This window comes from Frankia sp. CoWAU3, from assembly GCF_977971855.1.
The window spans coordinates 5,186-8,005 of the sequence record NZ_CDWWXB010000163.1 but is presented as its reverse complement, the minus strand read 5'-3'; the positions used below and the strand labels follow the sequence as shown (position 1 = coordinate 8,005).

Here is a 2,820-nt window from a genome sequence, read left to right as displayed (position 1 = left end):
GGAAAGGCTCAATACCCTCGGGAAAAACCGGCATCCGACCGGAAATACTCACCGACGGCCGCGCCGCACCCGCCCTTTCTCGCACGTCACGCCAAGCGGTTTGCGGACCACGAGGGGGGCTGCGCCAGGATCGCGTCCGCCAGCGGTGGCCAGACTCGCTGGGCCCACTCGCCAAAATCACGATCACAAAGAGTCACACATGCGAGGCGGGCGACGGGATCCACCCACAGGAAGGTCCCGCTCTGCCCGAAGTGGCCGAAGGTCGACGGCGCGTTGGAGCTGCCCGTCCAGTGCGGGTGCTTGTCGCCGCGGATCTCGAAGCCGAGTCCCCAGTCGTTGGGGGTCTGCTGGCCGAAACCCGGCAGCACGCCGGCAAGTCCGGGAAAGGCGACCGAGATGGCCGTGGCGAACGTCACGGAGGTGATCAGCGTCGGGGCGAGGAGCTCGGCAGCGAAGCGTCGCATGTCGGCAAGCGTCGCCGTCACGCCGGAGGCCGGGGATCCCGTCAGCCGGGCATCGTGCATCCCGAGGGGCTCGAAGACCGCCTGGGCGAGGTAGTCGGCGAAGGCGATGCTGGTCGCCTTCTCCAGCGCCTCCCCCAGTCGCTCGAACCCGGTGTTGGAGTAGATGCGACGGGTACCCGGGGGGGCCAATACGCGGGTCCCCGAGAACGCGAGCCCGGACGTGTGGGCGAGCAGATGAGCCACGGTGGACCTGGGGGGTCCGGCGGGATCGTCGAGCCCGATCGCGCCCTCCTCCACGGCGATCAGGACCGCATAGGCGCTGAGCAGCTTCGACACCGAGGCCAGCCGGAAGGGATGATCGAGTGGTCCGGTCCGCGCCACCTCCCGGACCCGCGGGGTCACCGCTGCGCCCGGCCACCCGGACCCCGCACCCGGTCCGACCGCCTCGTCCTCCCGACCCATCACCACGACCGCGACGGTCTCGACCGGCCACGCCGCCACCTGTCCAAGAGCGTCCACGTTCCGCACTGTACAAGGTTTTCCCGCCGGTCCCGACGACCCAGGAACCCGGTCCACCCCGCGGGCCCGGCAAGGCGGGGCATGCGTCCCCCCCGGGGGGCAGCCGGCTGCGAGACTGGCGGGCGTGCAGACCCCCACATCCCCGTCCGGCCCGCCCGCCCCGCGTGACGAGCGCCCCGGAGAGAACGCCCCCACGGATACCCGAGGATCCGGCGTGGCCCCGGGAGACGGCCCAGGTCCGCGGGAACGGGCGGAGAGACGTGACAACGCGGGAACCGCGGGACCACGATACGTGACGGCGGGGCCGGTCAAGGATGCTGACACGATCACCGTCGCCACCCCGATCGTGCGCGTGGACGAGGCTGCCGACCTGCTTTCCCGTACGATTGACGTCCTTGTCGTCGGGGGCGGCCCGGCCGGCAGCGCAGCGGCTCTGGGCGCCCTGCGGGAACGCCCGGACGCACACGTCGTCATCGCCGACGCCGCCGAGTTCCCCCGGGACAAGACCTGCGGTGACGGCATCGCCCCACACGGCCTGGACGTCCTGCGTGATCTCAGCGTGACCGATGCGGTCGCCGGGTACCAGCCGGTGGACCGCATGCGCCTGCGCACCCCAGGGGGCGCCGAGGTGGCCACTCCCTCGGCCCGAGCCAACTACGTGGTACCCAGGGAGGTCTTCGACGCCCGTCTCGTGGCCGCCGCCCAGGCACGTGGAGCTCAGCTGATCCGGCGGCGTGTGCGCTCCCTGGAGTTTACCGACCGGCCGCGCCTGGACGGTCGGGGACGGGAGCCGGTCGTCGTGGTCAACGGCTCGCTCACGGCGCGGGTCGTCATCGGCGCGGACGGCGCAAACTCCGCGGTACGCCGCGGGCTCGGGCTGCCGGGTAACCCCCCCGGGGCAATGGCGATCGCCGTGCGGGCCTATACCGACGTCGCCTTCGGCGACGGCCCCCTCGAACAGTTCATACACATGACCGACGAGGGTTGGCCGGCCTACGCCTGGTCGTTCCCGATCGGCGACGGCCGTGCGAACATCGGCTACGGGATGCTGCGGTCCTGGCTGGCCGGCGGGACGGACGGAACGAGTGCCAAGACCGTCCTGCGTCGCACGCTCGCCCGCATGCTGCCCGAGACACCGGCGCACCCGGCCACGCTGCGGGCCCATCATCTGCCGCTGTCGACCCATCGCCCCCGGCAGCCGAACGGTCCCGTGCTGCTCGCCGGGGACGCGGCCTCCCTGATCAACCCCCTGACCGGGGAGGGCATCTACTACGCGGTGCTGTCGGGGTCGCTGGCCGGGCATGCCGCCGTCCGCGCGGCGCACCCGGCCGCCGCGGGCCGGGTCTACCGACGCGCTCTCGACGCGGAGCTGGGACGGCATCTGCGGCACACGGCCCTGCTCGCCGGTCTCGCCGGGCGGCGCCGCACACTGATGGACGCGGCGGTGCGGGCCGCCCGCACCCGTACCGAGCTGTACGACATGCTCGTCGAGATCGGGCTGGGCCGCGGCACGATCCCGACGAGTTCCCTGACCCGTCTGGCGATGCGGCGCACCATGACCGGCCTGCGCTAACCCGTCACGGGCCGACGTAGGGAACGGCGAATGTGAGGATTATCATAGATACTCCAAACAGGAGGAGAATACTCACATCGAAGACCCGTCCTCGCACCGCCAGCAGGCCGATCCGCCGTGCCGGCAGCACCAGACGGGCCAAAGCGGCCATCACCAGGACCACGCCGACGACCACCATTCCTCGGCGCCATCTGTCCTGGAAGACCAGCATCAGCCCGACGGTGACCCCGGCGAGCACCAACGCGAGGGTGGCCTCCTGCCGTA

Annotated in this window: 3 protein-coding genes; 1 reads left to right on the top strand and 2 read right to left on the bottom strand. The window is 71.5% G+C overall.

Annotation, left to right across the window (positions count from 1 at the left end; translation table 11 throughout):
* Nucleotides 1-86 precede the first annotated feature (86 nt).
* On the bottom strand, nucleotides 87-983 hold the full coding sequence (locus tag AC08ON_RS13785) for a serine hydrolase domain-containing protein (protein ID WP_476617106.1): 897 nt from the start codon (nucleotides 981-983) through the stop codon (nucleotides 87-89).
* A 343-nt stretch (nucleotides 984-1,326) separates the two neighbouring features.
* Here AC08ON_RS13785 and AC08ON_RS13780 point away from each other — a divergent pair, with 343 nt between their 5' ends.
* On the top strand, nucleotides 1,327-2,556 hold the full coding sequence (locus tag AC08ON_RS13780) for an NAD(P)/FAD-dependent oxidoreductase (protein ID WP_476608105.1): 1,230 nt from the start codon (nucleotides 1,327-1,329) through the stop codon (nucleotides 2,554-2,556).
* Nucleotides 2,557-2,560: 4 nt separating this feature from the next.
* On the opposite strand, the gene AC08ON_RS13775 is transcribed toward AC08ON_RS13780, so the two are convergent.
* Nucleotides 2,561-2,794, bottom strand: coding sequence for a DUF3017 domain-containing protein (locus tag AC08ON_RS13775; protein WP_476617107.1), 234 nt, complete (start codon nucleotides 2,792-2,794; stop codon nucleotides 2,561-2,563).
* Nucleotides 2,795-2,820: the final 26 nt, after the last annotated feature.